Here is a 16,052-nt window from a genome sequence, read left to right on the forward strand (position 1 = left end):
GGCCGTTGCGGCCGGAATGCTTACCACTGGCTCTCTGGCTGCCGGACAAGAAAGTGTGCCTGAAACAACGCCGCCGCCCGCGCAGACAGAGGACATCGAGACGCAGAGGCTCGATGATCTCATCCCTCAAAGCGCTGCTGAGAATCCGGATGACTGGGCCGCAGGTCGCAGTGATGATGGACCTGAAGAAGACCTCGCAGAGCCCGAGTCGATTAAGGTCGAGCTCGATGCGTCCTATGAGTTGGGAAATCCATTCGACATTGAGGGTGCGCTCAATGAACTGGGTATTGCCGAGCCCGAAAAGCTTACCGCTGACCCTGATCTCCCTTCGTTCGCCGATATTGATTCCCCCACATTGGTCGATCTGCCGGACTTGGCCGAGTTTGATTTAAGCGATCAGCTTGTTTTGGCCTTTCCAGCCGAAGCTGGTCGCTTTCCCGAGGAGGCTGAGTTCATTGCTCGGTTCCGGGCTTTATCAGCGATTGAGGCCTTGGGCAGTGAGGAGGATACCGTCCCACAACTCGCCGCGCGAGCGCGGACAGATGCCGATCTTCTAAATGCGATGCTGCGTAATTATGGCTATTACAATGGCGAAGTCATTCGGCAATTGTCAGGGGGAAGGCGGGGATTTTCGGACGAGGCTGAAAGCAATGGAGAACCAGCCGTCGACCGCGATCCAAAGGTGCGTTTCGATGTTTTACCAGGCCCGCGATACACTTTTGGAGCGGTCGATCTGGGAATCCTTGATGCGCTTCCGGAATCGGAACGCGCACCTCTTCTGGAAGCGTTTGGAATCAGCTCCGGAGACCCGATCTACGCTGATAGAATTGTCTCAGGCGGGTCGCGGCTCCGGTTTGCGCTTGGGCAAAACGGGTATCCTTTCGGCGAAGTCGGTGCACCTGATCTGCTGATCGACCATTCGCGCGAAGAAGGGGATCTTACGTTACCCGTTGACCCAGGCGGGAGATTTGTCTTTGGCGACGTAACAAGCGACGATCCGGAGTTTTTGTCAGGGCGTCATCTGGGACGTATCGCCCGCTTCGATGCGGGTGATCTTTATCAAACGGGCATGCAGGCGGATTTGCGCCGAGCGATCCTTGCAACGGGGCTTGTCTCCTCCGTGGCGATCACTCCGCGAGCGGTCACGCCTCCAGAAGGTGAGGAACCGGGCGAGGTTGCATTGGATGTTGAGATCGAGCGTGCGCCCTTACGAACCATATCGGGTGCAATCGGTTTCGGAACGCAGGACGGTTTCAAACTCGAGGGCGCCTGGGAGCACCGCAATCTGTTCCCACCTGAAGGTGCGTTGAGATTGCGGGGGATCATCGGCACGCGCGAACAGCTGGCAAGCGTCACCTTCCGGCGCAGCAATTTTCGCGCTCGGGATCAAATCCTAACCTTCGATGCTTTTGCCAGCGCCATTGAAACGGAAGCGGTAGACGCGCGCACGGTTGCCCTTAGAGGTTCGTTCGAACGTGTTTCCAATCTGCTTTTTCAGAAGCCCCTAAGCTGGCAGTTGGGTGCCGAAGTACTCTACACTGACGAGCGCAACCGTGTGACCGATGGTGTCGAGCTTCCCCGTCAGGAGTTCCTGATTGGCGGACTGTTTGGCCGGGCTACTTTAGATGGCAGTGACGACCTGCTTGATCCAAGAAGCGGATACCGTCTTACCCTTTTTGCCGAGCCAGAGGTCTCACGCACACTTGGAGAAGTCTCAACTTACCTGCGTGCAAGGGCCGATGCGAGCTATTACCAGCCGCTGGGTAACATTGTATTTGCGGCACGCTTTGCCGTGGCAACCGTGGTGGGAGCCGATCTCGATGATATTGCGCCATCGCGCAGGCTGTATTCCGGTGGCGGGGGGTCGGTGCGCGGTTTTGCCTTTCAAGCCATTGGCCCGCGCAATGAATTCGATGAGCCAGAAGGAGGAAGGTCGTTACTCGAAGCGGCAGTCGAGGCACGCATTCCAACGGGCTTGTTTGATGGTGCGATCGAAGTGGTTCCCTTTTTCGATCTTGGTTCGATCTCGAGCGAAGCCCGTCCCGACTTTGATGTGGTGCGTGTGGGAGCCGGTGTCGGTGCACGCTACAAAACCAGTTTTGGCCCCATTCGTGTGGACGTAGGCGTGCCGGTTAACCCTACTGAGTTTGATGCACCCGTGGTTGTTTATGTCAGCCTTGGGCAGGCGTTCTGATGGCGGAAGAGAACAACATTGACCTGCCCGAGGCGGATACGCGCCCCCGCAAAAGGGTTTGGGCCAAGCGACTGGGTTGGGCGATCGCCATAATTTTCGCGCCCTTGCTTCTGGCAGCGGCCTTTCTTTCATCTCCTATCGGCAAAAGGTTCGTTGCAGACCAGATCGCAAGCGTAGCGCCTGCGTCTGGACTGCGCTTTGAAGTTGGACGGATCGAAGGTGATATCTACGGTCAGGCGGTTCTGCACGATGTCGTACTCAAAGATCCAAATGGGGTGTTCTTGATGATACCGGAGGTGGAGCTGAGTTGGCGGCCTCTAGCCTGGCTGTGGAGCGGATTAGACATTCGCAAACTTACCGCGAGACGAGGGCGTTTGCAGCGGCTGCCCGAACTCCTTCCTGGCGATCCTGATGCCCCCATCCTGCCCGACTTTGATATCCGCATAGACAAGCTGGGAGTTGAGAATTTCAAGCTGGCTGAAGGCCTTGCTGGTGAGATGGAGCAACGGGTGGACTTCGCTGCGAAAGTCGATATCCGCAAAGGTCGTGCGCTCATCGATGCGAGTGGGGCGTTTGGGCCAGAGGACCGCATTGATCTCTTACTTGACGCTGAGCCAGACGGGGATCGGTTTGACCTCGCTTTAGAATACAGGGCAGCCGAAGATGGACCAATCGCTCAGCTTTCAGGACTAGACGCCGCCTATGAGGCGCAAATTGTGGGCGAAGGGACTTGGTCCAATTGGCTCGGTCACGCTTTGGTTTTGCGCGAGATAACCGCACCGGAAGATCCACAAAACCCCGTTCAAAGAGCGCGTGTTGCGGGTTTCCAGCTGACCAACAAGTCGGGGCGATATGGCCTGCTTGGCATGGTCACTCCGGATCTTGCCGCACCGTCAATTCTTGATCGCACTTTTGCAGACGGGCTGGCGTTGGCTGTTTCTGGCACGCTCGAGGCAAGCATTTTCGACGGGAACATCACGGCGGTCAGCGACACTTTGGATCTGCGTGGCCGAGGCGCAATTGATCTGGCGCGCAATCGTGCGGATGCTTTTGCAGTAAGCCTTGATCTGCGCGATCCGACTTGGCTCGCTCCAGCCACTGAATTGGAGGGCGCTCAGCTTTCGGCCATGCTGGACGGACCATTTCGCGATCTCGAAATCGAGCATCGGCTCAGGGTGGATGCGCTGATTGTCGGACGAGCGGTCACCGCGACGAGTGTGGTGCAAACCGGCAGAGCAAGTTTCGATGGAGAGACGTTCCGCGTTCCCCTCAATGCCCAAACGAGCAAGGTTGAAACCGGGAATCCCCAGATTGACGCGATTCTTACGAGCGGTGAATTGGGGGGTGTAGTCACCCTGACAGGCAGCGATCTTGCGATTGACAATTCGCGGATCACCTTCCCGGGACTGGTTGGTGAGCTCACCTTGCGCGGGGACCTTTCAACCGGAGCTTTTGCGCTTGCGGGACCCGTGAGATCGCGCAGCCTAGCGCTCGACAACGTCGGCACCTTGACTGCCGATGCCAAGATTCTGGCAAAGTTTGGAAGCGGAGTTCCTTGGAGCGTACGTGCCAATTTCACCGGAGCTGCGAGCCAATTCAGCAATGCGACACTCGCAAACCTCGCCGGCGAAACCATCCGGTTTGAGGGCAGCTTGGGCCTCGGTGCAGGAAGCCCAGTTGTTCTGCGAAACGTAGTACTGGACAGTGAACGCCTCAATGCACGGCTCGATAGCCGAATTGTTGAGGCGCGTACCGCGCTTTCCGGCGAAGGCTCCCACGTACAATATGGCGCTTTCAACTTCGATGCATCGCTAGGAGATGACGGTCTTCGTGCCGATCTTTTGCTTGCTGATCCATACCCCGCTGCAGGGCTCAAAGATGTCCGCATTGGCATTGCACCCAGAACTGATGGCATCGGCCTCGATATTGAAGGCGGCTCGACGCTCGGTCAATTTGAAGGTGCGCTGGCTCTTCAACTGCCGGAAGATGGCCCGGGCAGGATTGGCATCGATAGCCTGAGGATATTCCGCACCAATGTGACGGGGGCTGTGACCCTGGGAGATCAAGCGTTGAGCGGTGACCTCGCTCTGAGTGGAGGGGGACTAGATGGAACCATCGTGCTTTCGCCTGCCGCCAATGGAGCGCAGGGGTTCGACCTTGATCTCGCCTCGCGCGGTGCGCGGTTTGGCGGGGATGTGAATGCCGGGCTCGAGTTTGCCGATGTGGATGCCAGTGGCTATTTCGACGGCAACACCAGCCAGATCGAAGGGGAAATCTCTGGGCGAGGTTTGGAGTACGGCGCACTCAGGCTCCATGCTTTCAACGCGAAAGCGCAAATCGTCGATGGAAGCGGAGATTTGCAAGCCTCGATTGCGGGAAGGCGCGCAGATCGGTTTCAGTTAAAACTCGATGGCGACTTCACCCCGCGCCGCATCGCATTGATTGCCCAAGGTGAGTATGGCGGAAGAGCCATCACCATGCCGCGCCGCGCCGTTTTGACCGCGCTCGACGATGGTGGGTATTCGTTGGCTCGCACTCAAATTGGGTTTGCCAGCGGCTTCACTCAGCTCGAAGGGCAAATTGGCGGCGACACCACCCGGATTGAAGCGTCATTTGCGCAGATGCCCTTGCGCCTTGCTGATTTGGTCGGAGCAGATTTGGGGCTCGGAGGTCTGCTCTCAGGTGTTGCCACTTACAACCAGGGTGCAAGCAGTCCGGCGACTGGGGACGCCCGGTTCGAAATCAAGGGATTTACGCGGTCTGGCCTTATCCTATCGTCGCGTCCGATCGATGTCTTTGCGGTCGCAAATTTGTCACCTCGGGAACTGGCGATCGGAGCGCGCCTTATCGAAGAAAGCGAAAGAGTGGGGCGCCTGGACGCGCGGGTAAGCGGGTTGGGGGATGGAAGCATCGCAGGCCAGTCCCTCGCTGACCGTATCATGCGCGGAAGGCTAAGCGCGCAGCTTGGCTATGACGGGGCAGCAGAAGCCTTGTGGAGGCTGCTTGCGATTGAGGTGTTTGATCTGACAGGGCCCATAAATGTGCAAGCTCGCGCCACGGGCTCGCTTGATTCACCTCGTATCAATGGCGATTTGGCGAGTGACAATCTCAGGCTCCAAAGTGCGATTTCTGGCACCGATATACGGGAAGTTTCCGCGCGAGGCCGCTTCGAGGGCTCACGTCTAGAACTCACTCGCATTGCTGGCGTGACCAACGGCGGCGGGACAGTCAGCGGCAGCGGTTCAGTGGATCTTGCCGATATCTCCGCTTCGCGTGGGCCGAAGATCGACATCAGGGCAGCCGTCAAAGATGCGCAGATCCTCAATGCCAATGGCCTTGATGCAACGATCACAGGACCGTTGCGTATCGTTTCCGATGGTGTTGGCGGGGCGATTGCAGGCCGGGTCGAGGTCGACAAAGCGAGCTGGGCCTTGGGTGTTGCAGCCGAAGATATGCGGCTGCCTAACATTCCCACCCGCGAGACGGGTCGCGCGGGACTGACCGACGTTGGCACACCAAAGCAAAACTCAGGTTGGCGATATCTGATCGATGCCAAATCGCGATCACGCGTTGCAGTAGATGGGTTGGGTCTCGATAGCGAATGGGGTATCGATATTGCCCTGCGCGGAACTGTCAGTGACCCGCGCATAGGCGGTGAAGCGCGCCTCGTGCGTGGCGACTATCGCTTTGCGGGCACGCGTTTTGAGCTCGATCAGGGTCGGATCGAATTCGACCCAAGTGGCCCCATCGATCCTCGGCTGGACATCGAAGCTCGGGCAAGCGCCAATGGCACGAATGTGACAATCGATATCACCGGCAATGCCCAATCGCCGCAGATCGCGTTTTCGTCCGTCCCAGCTTTGCCTGAGGAGGAGATTTTAGCCCGGCTGTTGTTTGGTGGGTCGGTGACATCGCTTTCGGCAACCGATGCGATTCAGTTGGGTGCTGCTCTTGCATCGTTGCAAGGCGGTGGAAGCGGGCTTGATCCGATAGGCACACTGCGCCGTTCAATCGGGCTGGACCAACTGCGCATTGTCAGCGCCGATCCAGCCCTGGGTCGCGGAACGGGGGTTGCGCTGGGCAAAAACCTTGGGCGCCGGGTGTATGTTGAATTGCTCACCGATGGGCAGGGTTACAGCGCAACCCAGGTCGAATATCGCATTACCAGTTGGCTCGCCCTGCTGGGCAGCGTTACCACAATCGGGCGCGACAGCGTTCTGGCAGAGATCAGCCGCGACTATTAGCGCGCCACCTTAGCCATCTATGTAGAGTTTGGCCTCTTCGCGGCGACGGTTCACCAGACCTTTTAGAACTCTTCCACCAGCCTTGTTCCAGCGCGCAAATTCTGATGCAGCACCGGCAAAGTCGCCAGCCTTGTGTTTTCGGGTCAATGTCGCTCGGTGGATCGCTCCGGTGTTATAGTGGAAGCTGACCATAGCATCGAACTGCCCTTGGGTCGTCGAGGCATTTCCAATCGCGCGTGCGACTTCATTTGCATAATGAGTGAGGTCGCTGGCCAGTCGAGCGTTGCATTGCGCCTGCGTCCAGATGGTGTCGGGTCCGATGTGGGCTTCAGTTTCAAATCCTTTGCCTGTCGCTCCCCATCCAATCGTCCATGGCTCCCCACCGGTGCCCGGATCTGGGTAAGCTTCAACCATTCCATCGCGCCGCAGACGTGCACAGCCCTCGAAGCGTTTGATTAGCGCGATGCCTTTGGGTCCGATTGAATGCGGGGCTACAGACGGAGCGAGATCGTTGGCGCTGACGCTCGCATCAAGCGCTGCATCGAGGTGCTCAACTTCGGATTGGCTAAACTTGCGACCCATAAACTGGCGCACAAGATCGAAAATCCTTTTGCGGGACCGGGCACGGGGGAAAAGATCAGACATAGCAGCAACCTCGGAAATCGATTCGCGAAAGACGAGGCGCATTGATTACGCACAAGATGGGTAAGTAGGAAAATGGATCAGTGCAATTTCCTTACAAATGCTTGCGGTGATCACCCGTAGAAGGCGAAGTGCCTGTGCTACGTCAATTCAACTCTCAGTCGCTTATGAGACCGCAAGGTAATCGGGCAGTCTGAGAGGTTTTCTCCAAAACGATCATGAGCTTACCTCTTAGTCATAACGAGGAAGAACGACTGGCGTCGCTCCATGGACTGCAGCTCCTTGATACCCCGTCGGCCGCCATGTTTGACCGGATTACCAATCTCGCCTCGGTGCTTTTCGATGCTGAGATATCTGTCATTTCGCTTATCGACAGAGACCGCCAGTGGTTCCTCTCTCGCCATGGTCTTGAGACTTCCGAAACACCGCGCGACGTTGCGTTCTGTTCGGTAGCGATCTCGCAAGACTGCCTGTTCGATGTTCCCGACGCGAGGCTTGACCCGCGGTTTGCGCAGAACCCGCTGGTCACAGGTCCACCCTACATTCGTTCTTACCTTGGCCGGCCCATTCGGAGTCCAGACGGGTATTTGATCGGCACATTGGCTGTGATCGACTCATCGCCGGACAAGTTCGCCAGTTTCGCCCGTGAGAAACTGGCTGTTCTTGCCGGTGTGGTCGAGGACCTCATGCGCGCGCACAGGCAAACCATTGCAATGACGGAAATGCGGGACAGCGAGCGCGCGAAGCACGATGCTCTTGAGAAAGCGAACCGCATTTTTGTCGCAGCGGAAAAAGCGGCGCAGATCGGTTCGTGGGAGATCGACCTGTCGACCATGGACTTGACGTGGTCGGACGGAGTTTACGCGATGCACGGCATGCCGATCGGGCAAGCCATCACGGTGGAGGACGCTATCAAGGCCTACGCATCCAAGGATCGCGAAAATGTCTCTGCCTTGGTTGATGCTGCAATCAAGAAAGGTGAACCCTTCGAATTCGAAGCCGAACTCGAAGATCGCGGAGGTGGCATCCGGAGAGTGCAATCGCGTGGTGAATGCATCAAAGGCGACGCTCTGACCCCAGACAGAATTGTGGGAGTGATCCATGATGTAACGGAGAGCCACCGTGCAAAGACCGCTCTTCAACGCGCGGCTGATTATGATCGCTTAACGGATTTGCTCAATCGAAACGCGTTTGACCGCATCCTTGGTGAAAAGATCAAACAACAACGCGCAACCGGTCAATCGCTCGCGGTGATGCTGCTCGATCTTGATGGGTTCAAGGCGATCAACGACACCTTTGGTCATCTTGTCGGCGATATGGTGCTTGAAGAGATCAGTTCTCGGCTCCGCAAAGCCGTGCCAGAGGAAGTTGTAATTGCGCGCTGGGGTGGGGACGAGTTTGTATTCGTCCCACCTTTGGGCTCCACTCGCGCTGACATTGAAGCCTTGTGGGAGATAATGGCTGAGGCTGTCCATAAGCCGTTTGTTATATCCGGGCGTAAGCTGGTCATGCATGGCACCGCAGGTGTTGAGATATGTCACGAGGTCATCGGAGGGCGCGAGATTGTGCGGCGAGCTGATCTTGCCATGTACACTGGCAAAAAGCGGGCAACCGGGACACTCGGGTTCTATAATGCGGCGCATGCGAAGCAGCACACAGAAAAGCTTCAGGCGGTCGCCGAGGTACGCGATGCAATCCAGGGCCAGCGACTATTCGCAGCCTACCAACCCATCGTCGATCTTCTGACGGATGAAGTGGTTGGCCTTGAAGCGTTACTGCGAGTGAAAACGCGAGATGACTTGGTGCTGACCGCGAGCAACGTCATGCCAGCGCTCCTGGATCCGCACGTATCGCGCGAAATCGGGGAGGCCATGGTCGCTGATATCTGCGCAGAGCACGAGAAGATTTGCGCTGACTTGCCCGCATTGCCCTACATTAGCTTCAACGCCAGCGAAGCTGATCTCCTAACCCAAAACTATGCGCCCAACCTTCTCAGTCAATTGAGCGAGGCAGGGGTTGATCCGGCTTCGCTCACGCTGGAGGTCACAGAGACTATGCTCATGGTCAACGATGATGATGCAGCCCGCAGGGTCCTCTCTGAACTCAAAGAGGCCGGTATGCAGATCGCGCTGGACGACTTCGGGACAGGCTTTTCATCGCTTACCCACTTGCGCGATTTTCCGATCGACATTGTCAAAATTGATCGCAGCTTTGTGCAGGTAATCAGCTCTGATCACCAATCACGCCTTATCGTCCAAGCGATGATTGCGATGGCGCAGAGCCTCGAAATCAAGGTGATCGCCGAAGGCATAGAGAGTGAGCGGCAGCGCGACCTTTTGGCCTATATGGGTTGCCGATATGGCCAAGGCTTTCTGCTCGGTCGTCCGGAAGCACGCGGTCAGCTGCAGCTTGCGAGAAGGTCTACCGCCGAGCGGATTTCACCCAGAGATTTGGTCGCACAGGCTAAGAGACAAGCGATGCGCTAGTCCTAAGCTCTATAGAGAGCTCTTTACAGGCACCAATCGCCTTAAAGGGATCTTGGTCTGGAAAACCACGTCAATTATCACCATGAGAAGTACAGCCGAAGGCAGGGCGAATTGGCATCTCGGCTGGGCGTCTCACGGCAAACGATTAACGCGTTCGAGACCAACAAATATGATCCGTCACTTCCGCTGGCCTTGCGTTCACGGGTGCCGCTGGAGTGATTGCTCATTCTGTTTCGCTGGCAATCGCTGCTGCACTTTATGCACTAGGGCTTTACTTCGCGTTCGAGTCTTACGTGGTGTCGGATGAGCTTATGAAGGCTGTCAATCGTGAGTTAGCGGTCTGGTCCTATGGTCTTGTCTTCACGTTTCTTGGCGGTTGGAGCGCGCTCGCACACGCGGGCGTTTTGAAGGAGCCTAGGCCGCTCGATATCTTTAGCGTCTTCTATGGAATGGTCTTGATCGCCACTTTCATCGCTGCCGGTAGGCGAGGAATGCTCAAAGTTCGATGAACCAATTGCGAGCTCACTCGATAATAAGAGCTCGACGATCTCGCGGCGAACATCTTGATCACGCTGGACATGACTGGGGTCTCTAGCTCATCGATCAATCCCAATGCGGAATCAGCGGCAAAAAAATACGATCAGTTTTGCGAGCGATCTAGATGCAATGTAATCGCCGACTTTTGGGGGATCGATCGAACCGATATGCGCTAGCGTATCAAGACAGGAACTTTATATGAAAACGGCCGCCCCGATTTCTCCGGACGGCCGTTTGTTTGACTGTGAGATCAGTTCTTAGGAGCTGTAATACATATCGTATTCAACCGGAGCCGGCGTGGTTTCAAGGCGAAGAACCTCTTCCCACTTGAGCTCAGCGTATGCTTCGATTTGATCCTTCGAGAATACGTCGCCCTTGAGCAGGAAGTCGTGATCGGCTTCGAGAGCCTCGAGCGCTTCACGAAGCGAGCCGCAGACTGTTGGGACCTGTGAAAGCTCAGCAGGTGGTAGGTCATAAAGGTTCTTGTCCATGGCGTCGCCCGGGTGGATCTTGTTCTCAATCCCGTCGAGGCCAGCCATAAGCAGAGCTGAAAACGCGAGATATGGGTTCGCCAGTGCATCAGGGAAACGGAATTCAACGCGCTTGGCTTTCTCACCAGCACCGTAAGGAATTCGGCAAGATGCCGAACGGTTGCGCGCCGAGTAAGCGAGCAGCACTGGTGCTTCAAAGCCCGGCACCAGACGCTTATAGCTGTTGGTGGTCGGGTTGGTGAAAGCGTTCAGGGCTTTCGCGTGCTTGATGACGCCGCCAATGTAATAAAGGCAGTTTTCCGACAGGCCAGCATACTCATTGCCCGCAAAGGTGGGCTTGCCGTCCTTCCAGATCGACATGTGGCTGTGCATGCCTGAACCGTTATCGTCCTTGATCGGCTTTGGCATGAAGGTCGCCGTCTTGCCGTACGCGTGCGCAACTTGCTGTGTGACATACTTGTACACCTGCACGTGGTCAGCCGATTTGGTCAGCGTCTCATAAGTGATGCCAAGCTCGTGCTGAGCAGCGGCGACTTCGTGGTGGTGCTTGTCCATGGAAAGGCCGATTTCCTGCATGGTCGAAACCATCTCAGCACGGATATCCATAGCGCTATCGACGGGAGCTACGGGGAAGTAGCCGCCGGTTGCGCGTGGGCGGTGACCCATATTGCCCATGTCGTATTCTTTGCCGGTGTTGGTCGGCAGCTCAACATCATCAATGGCAAAGCCCGAACCCGCATAGCCGTCTTCGAAGCGCACATCGTCGAACATGAAGAATTCAGGTTCTGGGCCAACATAGATCGTATCGCCAATGCCGGTCGAAGCGAGGTAGGCTTCGGCACGGGTCGCGGTTGAACGCGGGTCGCGGCCGTAAAGCTGACCGTCAGAAGGCTCGATGATGTTACAGAAGATCGCGATCATCGGGGTCGCGCTGAATGGGTCGTCGTAAACCGCGTCGAGATCAGGTTTCAGGATCATGTCGGACTCATTGATGTCCTTCCAGCCTGCGATTGAGGACCCATCAAACATGAGGCCATCTTCAAGAGCATCTTCGTCCATGACGACAGCGGACATCGAGAGATGCTGCCACTTACCTTTGGGATCGGTGAAGCGAAGATCGACCCACTCGATCTCCTCATCCTTAATGCGTTGTACGATTTCTTTAGCGGTCGCCATCTTGGTATACTCCAGCTTTTTCGTTTTATCGTGAGAGGTGCGCCCGATCACCTTGAGTGAAAGGCGCTGGTTGTTAATTCTTAGATCGCGTCATCGTCGGTTTCACCGGTACGGATGCGGAGAGCGCTTGCGATATCGCTGACGAAAATCTTGCCGTCGCCAATTCGGCCCGTCTGTGCCGCCGCGGCAACCGCTTCGACCACGCGTTCGGCTTGATCATCAGCTACCACGACTTCGAGCTTAACCTTGGGAAGGAAGTCGACAACATATTCCGCGCCGCGATACAGTTCGGTGTGCCCCTTCTGACGGCCAAAGCCGCGCGCCTCGGTGACGGTGATGCCCGAGACGCCAATTTCGTGGAGCGCCTCTTTCACTTCGTCGAGCTTGAAGGGCTTGATGATCGCTTCGATCTTTTTCACGTGAATCTGTTTCCGCCGGTCGGTTGGTTTTGCATTATCTGATCAAGAATCATGCCAAGATGTGTTATGCTTCGGTAGCTGATCCTGCGCCCTGCGCAAGGATCATTCCTGCCTGCTGCATTGAGCGCAGTAAATTGTAGCTTGGCAACGATTATGCCCAAGCTACAGGCGGGTGTGCCCAAAAATTAGGCATCGCTACCATTGTTCGAATGCTACTAGAGTTTGAGGCCCGCCGTCTCGGGCAGGCCACACATGATATTCAGGTTTTGGATTGCTGCGCCTGACGCGCCTTTGCCAAGGTTGTCGAGACGGGCGATTAAGCGGACGTTCCATCCCCCCTCATTGCCGCAGACGAAGAGCTCCATTCCATCCTGCCCTTGCGTGTCCCGTTCCAACAGCAATTCAACAGGAGCATTTCCATTTGCAATGCGGATGACTTTTGATCCGGCGTAGAAGGATTGGAGAGCATCGCGCAGTTGTTCAGCGTGTGGATCATTTGCCATCGCGCCAAGATGCAACGGAACTTCGACAATCATACCGCGATGGGCCGGAATCACCGATGGAGCGAACAATACTGGGTGGACCAACCCAGCGTGCGATTTCATTTCCGGCAGATGTTTGTGTGCCAATGTAAGACCATATGTCCGATAAGCAATTTCGGGATTGGTCTCAAACCGGTCGATCAGCGCATTGCCACCACCAGAATACCCACTCACCGCATTGACTGTGTAAGGCCAGTCAGCTGGGAGAAGCTCTGCGCGAACAAGCGGGGCGATCATTGCGAGGAATCCGGTTGGATAGCACCCTGGATTGCTTACCAACTGTGCGTTGGCGATTTGCTCTTTGCCAATCAGCTCGGGGAACCCGTAAGTCCAGCCATCCGCAACCCGGTGCGCGCTCGACGCATCGATGATCCGCGTATTTGCCCCTTCCGCCAGCCTCACCGCTTCACGTGCGGCATCATCGGGAAGACACAGGATTGCTACATCTGCGGCGCGCAGAGCCTCACTGCGTGCAGACACATCTTTGCGGCGGGCATCATCCAAAACAAGCAGCTCAAACTCACTGCGGCCAGCCAATCGATCGCGGATCTCAAGGCCAGTTGTGCCGGCCGCTCCATCAATGAAAATCCGATGTGTCATTACGATCTTAGTGCAACTGCTCGCATGTAACCGCTCGGGCCGTCGGGGCCCAGACATCCCCAGATCCAGTCACCAGAAACGTCAATGACCTCGACCAATGTGCCAGCTTCAAACCGAGTCACAACTGGACTGTCGTCGCGGGTGTTCTCCATCACATCTACGCCGTCTGCGCCAACTGTCCAGATATGCGGGACCACATAATGAGCCGCCAGATGCGTGCCGGCGAGTGCGATATGTGCCAAGTCTCCGCGCAGGGGCAAAGTGCCGGGTGCAGGCGTTTTGACCGGGCCTTTGAGGCCCAAATCACCGCCTGGCACTGTGTACTCATATTCTTGGCGGTTGTCGCCGCTCATTCGCATTTGCTTTCTTTGAAGCCCCGTTGATTTTCGCGCTTAGACACACAGACGCTTCGGGGCAAGTTTAGCTCCCAAATCGCGCCTTCAGCATATGCCATGCGGCGCGCAGGCCATAGGCGGTACCGCCTTTTGAACGGCCAGGCTTGGGGAAGGGGCGCCAAGCAAAGGTGTCAAAATGCACCCAGTCAATTCCTTCGTCGACAAAGCGATCGAGGAATAGGCCAGCGACGCTCGCACCCGCGTAAGGATTAGAGTGCGCGTTGACCAAATCGGCAATGTCGGAATTGAGGTACTCGCGATAGGCATCAGGCAGGGGCAAACGCCATGGTTGATCGTCCACGCCCCGGCCCGCCTCAACCAGTGCATCTGCTGTCTCATCCCGGCGCGCCATCATCGCGGCGTAATCTGGGCCAAGCGCAACACGTGCCGCTCCGGTGAGTGTAGCGAAGTCGATGATAAGTTCAGGGTTTTCCTCAGAGGCCCGTGTCAAGGCATCGCCAAGGATCAAGCGACCCTCGGCATCGGTATTGTGAATCTCCACCGTCAGCCCCTTGCGGCTAGGCAGCACATCGCCGGGTCGGAAGGCTGGACCAGAAATCGCATTCTCGACTGCTGGCACCAGCAGATGCAGCCGCACTTTGAGCCCTGCGCCCATAACAAGCCCCGCCAGAGCAATCGCATGGGCTGCGCCACCCATATCCTTTTTCATCAGCCGCATGCCGGCGGCTGGCTTGATATCGAGACCACCTGAATCAAAACAAACACCCTTGCCGACAATCGCCAGAACCGGCGCGTCTTCTTGGCCCCACTGAAGATGCATGATCCGAGGCGCGTGTTTGCGATCTGCGGCTCGACCGACAGCGTGAACCATGGGATAGCCTTGCTCAAGATCATCCCCGCGAGTGACCTTGAAGTCAGCGCTGTGGTCCTTAGCCAGCTTCTGGAACTCATCCTCAAGTGCGGCTGGTCCCATGTCCTCCGCCGGGGTGTTGACCAGATCGCGTACCAGCATTTCGGCTGAGGCCTCGGCAACATATCCGTGCAAACGGCCCACCTGCTCGGTCAGCAGAATGCGAGGTCCAATGGCGTTGTCATCCGCCTTGTAGCGGGTGAAGCGATAATGCGCGGTGAGCCAACCAAAAGCAGCCGCGCCAGGCTGCGCGTCGACGAGGCGATATGTGCCCTCAGGGAGCTTGTTCGCCAATGCAGCGAGACAATAGCTACCCAAGTTCTCAGGGTCAGCAACTCCGCCGATTGCGAAGAACCCCTCACCATCGGGAACTATGCCTACGCTGCCCGGACCTCCCTCGAACTTCTGCCCTGTGAGGCTGGCTCTTTGGCCGGTGCTCAGTCCCTTAGCAAAGTCTTCAAAGCCAGCCTTGGTGATCAAGTGAATGGCTACTGCCTCTTGCCCTCGGTCGGGTCGGATCAGGTCGTTCAAATCAGTCATGATTTCCTAATGGTAATCGGATGGCAGCTTGTCACGCGCTTTCGCTCGCATTTGTTTGTGGGGCCAGCTATATATGCCGCATGACCGAATACCAACTCGTCGAGAGCCAAGACACCGTCTACCGCGACGGAACGATTAAGCTGCATACGCAAGAAGGCTTTGAAGGAATGCGCGCCGCTGGCCGGCTTGCTGCGACCATCCTCGATCAGGTCGCCGGTATGGTGGAGCCGGGGGTCACCACGCAAAGCATCGATGACCGTGTGCGTGAGATGACTTTGGATGCAGGGGCGGTGCCCGCAACGCTTGGCTATCGCGGCTACACCCATTCATGCTGTATCTCGATCAACCATGTGATTTGTCATGGTATTCCGGGGTCCAAGGTCCTTAAAGAGGGGGACATTCTGAACGTCGATGTCACCCCACTGCTTGACGGCTGGCATGGTGATACATCGCGTATGTTCTTCGCTGGCGAGCCTTCGATTAAGGCCAAGCGCTTAGTCGATGTAACCTATGAATGCCTGATGCTGGGCATCGAGGCGGCGGGTAAGCCCGGCGCGCGGCTCGGCGACATTGGCGCTGCGATTGAAGCGCACGCCAAGCAGTTCCGCTACGGCGTGGTTCGCGAGTTCTGCGGCCACGGTCTAGGTCGCCTGTTCCACGATGCCCCGGAAGTGGTCCACGCTGCCAAAGCGGGCACGGGCCCAGAGCTTAAACCCGGCATGTTCTTCACGATCGAGCCGATGATCAACCTTGGCAAACCATGGGCGAAGGTGTTGAACGATGGTTGGACCGCAGTGACCCGCGATAAGAGCTTGTCAGCGCAGTTTGAGCACTCACTAGCGATCACAGAAGATGGGACTGAAATCTTTACGAAGAGCCCGACGGGACGGGATAAGCCGCCATACGCATAGACTC

General features: G+C 56.7%; 12 protein-coding genes. 6 read left to right on the forward strand and 6 right to left on the reverse strand.

The window, feature by feature from the left end; all coding sequences use genetic code 11:
- Positions 1 to 16: 16 nt before the first annotated feature.
- Together Q0778_RS14100 and Q0778_RS14105 are read left to right on the forward strand one after the other, a co-directional pair.
- Positions 17 to 2,194 carry a BamA/TamA family outer membrane protein gene (locus Q0778_RS14100; RefSeq protein WP_298301651.1) on the forward strand — a complete coding sequence of 726 codons (2,178 nt, stop codon included), beginning with the start codon at positions 17 to 19 and terminating at the stop codon, positions 2,192 to 2,194.
- A complete protein-coding gene (locus Q0778_RS14105) occupies positions 2,194 to 6,438 on the forward strand; it encodes a translocation/assembly module TamB domain-containing protein (protein ID WP_298336933.1) in 4,245 nt (1,414 codons plus the stop codon). Before Q0778_RS14100 ends, Q0778_RS14105 begins: the two co-directional genes overlap by 1 nt.
- A 9-nt stretch (positions 6,439 to 6,447) precedes the next feature.
- On the opposite strand, the gene Q0778_RS14110 is transcribed toward Q0778_RS14105, so the two are convergent.
- Complete coding sequence (locus Q0778_RS14110) at positions 6,448 to 7,083, reverse strand: lysozyme (protein WP_366519548.1); 636 nt, start codon at positions 7,081 to 7,083, stop codon at positions 6,448 to 6,450.
- A 299-nt stretch (positions 7,084 to 7,382) separates the two neighbouring features.
- Between Q0778_RS14110 and Q0778_RS14115 the strand changes: the two genes are divergently transcribed.
- The 3 genes from Q0778_RS14115 to Q0778_RS14125 are packed head-to-tail and all read left to right on the forward strand — an operon-like array spanning position 7,383 to position 10,075.
- The gene (locus Q0778_RS14115; RefSeq protein WP_298336935.1) at positions 7,383 to 9,566 is read left to right on the forward strand and encodes an EAL domain-containing protein; all 2,184 of its coding nucleotides are present in this window, start codon (positions 7,383 to 7,385) and stop codon (positions 9,564 to 9,566) included.
- 57 nt (positions 9,567 to 9,623) lie between these two features.
- On the forward strand, positions 9,624 to 9,785 hold the full coding sequence (locus Q0778_RS14120; protein ID WP_298337696.1) for a helix-turn-helix domain-containing protein: 162 nt from the start codon (positions 9,624 to 9,626) through the stop codon (positions 9,783 to 9,785).
- A complete protein-coding gene (locus tag Q0778_RS14125) occupies positions 9,782 to 10,075 on the forward strand; it encodes a hypothetical protein (protein WP_298336937.1) in 294 nt (97 codons plus the stop codon). The genes Q0778_RS14120 and Q0778_RS14125 overlap by 4 nt, the downstream gene beginning before the upstream one ends.
- 285 nt (positions 10,076 to 10,360) lie before the next feature.
- On the opposite strand, the gene glnA is transcribed toward Q0778_RS14125, so the two are convergent.
- From glnA to Q0778_RS14150, 5 genes are all read right to left on the reverse strand, one after another.
- Positions 10,361 to 11,770, reverse strand: a complete 1,410-nt coding sequence (gene glnA / locus Q0778_RS14130; RefSeq protein WP_298336939.1) for a type I glutamate--ammonia ligase — start codon at positions 11,768 to 11,770, stop codon at positions 10,361 to 10,363.
- An 80-nt stretch (positions 11,771 to 11,850) separates the two neighbouring features.
- Positions 11,851 to 12,189 carry a P-II family nitrogen regulator gene (locus tag Q0778_RS14135; protein WP_298336941.1) on the reverse strand — a complete coding sequence of 113 codons (339 nt, stop codon included), beginning with the start codon at positions 12,187 to 12,189 and terminating at the stop codon, positions 11,851 to 11,853.
- 215 nt (positions 12,190 to 12,404) lie between these two features.
- The gene (argC, locus tag Q0778_RS14140; protein WP_298301664.1) at positions 12,405 to 13,331 is read right to left on the reverse strand and encodes an N-acetyl-gamma-glutamyl-phosphate reductase; all 927 of its coding nucleotides are present in this window, start codon (positions 13,329 to 13,331) and stop codon (positions 12,405 to 12,407) included.
- Positions 13,331 to 13,684 carry a hypothetical protein gene (locus Q0778_RS14145; RefSeq protein ID WP_298336943.1) on the reverse strand — a complete coding sequence of 118 codons (354 nt, stop codon included), beginning with the start codon at positions 13,682 to 13,684 and terminating at the stop codon, positions 13,331 to 13,333. Before Q0778_RS14145 ends, argC begins: the two co-directional genes overlap by 1 nt.
- Before the next feature lie 67 nt (positions 13,685 to 13,751).
- The gene (locus Q0778_RS14150; protein ID WP_298336945.1) at positions 13,752 to 15,137 is read right to left on the reverse strand and encodes a M17 family metallopeptidase; all 1,386 of its coding nucleotides are present in this window, start codon (positions 15,135 to 15,137) and stop codon (positions 13,752 to 13,754) included.
- 80 nt (positions 15,138 to 15,217) lie between these two features.
- Between Q0778_RS14150 and map the strand changes: the two genes are divergently transcribed.
- Positions 15,218 to 16,048, forward strand: a complete 831-nt coding sequence (gene map / locus Q0778_RS14155; protein ID WP_298336946.1) for a type I methionyl aminopeptidase — start codon at positions 15,218 to 15,220, stop codon at positions 16,046 to 16,048.
- Positions 16,049 to 16,052 lie beyond the last annotated feature (4 nt).

Source organism: uncultured Erythrobacter sp. (assembly GCF_947502395.1).
Classification (GTDB): domain Bacteria; phylum Pseudomonadota; class Alphaproteobacteria; order Sphingomonadales; family Sphingomonadaceae; genus Erythrobacter.